Genomic DNA, 1,147 nt, shown 5'->3' on the forward strand with positions numbered 1-1,147 from the left:
CACATAACAAGCAATTCAAGTGGATTCTCAACGCGTGGCAGTTTTACTATGCGTTAGGTAAAGTGTTTTACGGTGCAATGCAGCGGCTTGGCCAGTGCGTTGTTCACCACTTAATTGGGCGTTATGTTACTGCACTTTACGAGTAATTGAATGAATAAAAAGTTGTTAGTTGGCGGTTGTTTACTCGGTGTAACCGCTCTATTTTTTGTCGGTAAACGAGGTGGTGAGGAGTTATCGCTCCCCGTGTGTGATTCCGTCTCTAAAATTGATACGCCAGTGCATTTTTTCACAGATGACTCCATTAGTGAGGCACGAATTGAAGAGTTTATTGACTATTCAAACCTTGTTCTAGAGAACTCTTGCATTCCAATTAGAAGGACCCTTTCAGGAATCACCAAACTTGATTTGACCAGTTTTAAAAGTCAAGACAGTGGTAAGTTACATCAACAGTTACTCCTAAATGTTGGTAACTCGATTCTTGAGCCAATGCAAAAAAATGGAAGTTATTATGTTCTAGTTCTTCCTAAAGACTTTCCTTTTGCAAAAGACAGTGCAGGGACCGCTCATGTAAATTTTAGTCGCAGTTTTTTGGTTCTATCTTCTGATGCAGAACTTCATGTGCTTGAGCATGAGTTGGGGCATCTGGCTTGGGCATGGCACGACAACACAGCAATACATTGGTTAAAAGGACAGCTCCTAAAAGAACATCACAAGCAAATTAAGTCTTATGCATTTGGGGCATTGTGTCATGAAGCTGGTACGGTAATGACTTATGCAGAGAAGCCGTTGCCAGTCTACTCATCACCGGATATCAAATATTATGGACAGGCTTGTGGTAATGCGGAAACTGCAGATAATGCACGTCATATGCGAGAGTTTGCGCTATCACTGATAGCTCCGTAACATAACAAGGCGTTCAAGCGGGATTCATGCCGCGTGGCATTTTTTGTTTGCAGTGAATTTTGGTGGTGAAAGTGGTCTGCGGAAGGTTGGTTTGTGCGGCACTCACCCCTTAACGCAGCGTTATGCTTAATCATGTAAAATCAGTGGTTTATGGTTTTTCTTTGTTCCCTCGGCTTTTCAGTTTTGTGTTTGTCGGCAAGTTGGCTTTTTAGAGCGCTGTTTTTCGGACTCTTATTCTTTGGCG

Annotated in this window: 1 protein-coding gene; it reads left to right on the forward strand. The window is 42.4% G+C overall.

The genetic code is table 11. From position 1 onward, the window contains the following. The first annotated feature begins 150 nt into the window (after nt 1–150). On the forward strand, nt 151–903 hold the full coding sequence (locus AACW06_RS19640) for a hypothetical protein (protein ID WP_192076341.1): 753 nt from the start codon (nt 151–153) through the stop codon (nt 901–903). The last annotated feature ends 244 nt before the right edge of the window (nt 904–1,147 follow it).

The sequence above is a fragment of the Vibrio sp. S12_S33 genome, from assembly GCF_963889785.1.
Taxonomy (GTDB): Bacteria; Pseudomonadota; Gammaproteobacteria; order Enterobacterales; family Vibrionaceae; genus Vibrio; species Vibrio aestuarianus.

Coding starts and splice junctions, on each gene's coding strand:
- AACW06_RS19640 (WP_192076341.1), top strand. CDS start 151: ATGAATAAAAAGTTGTTAGTTGGCGGTTGTTTACTCGGTGTAACCGCT.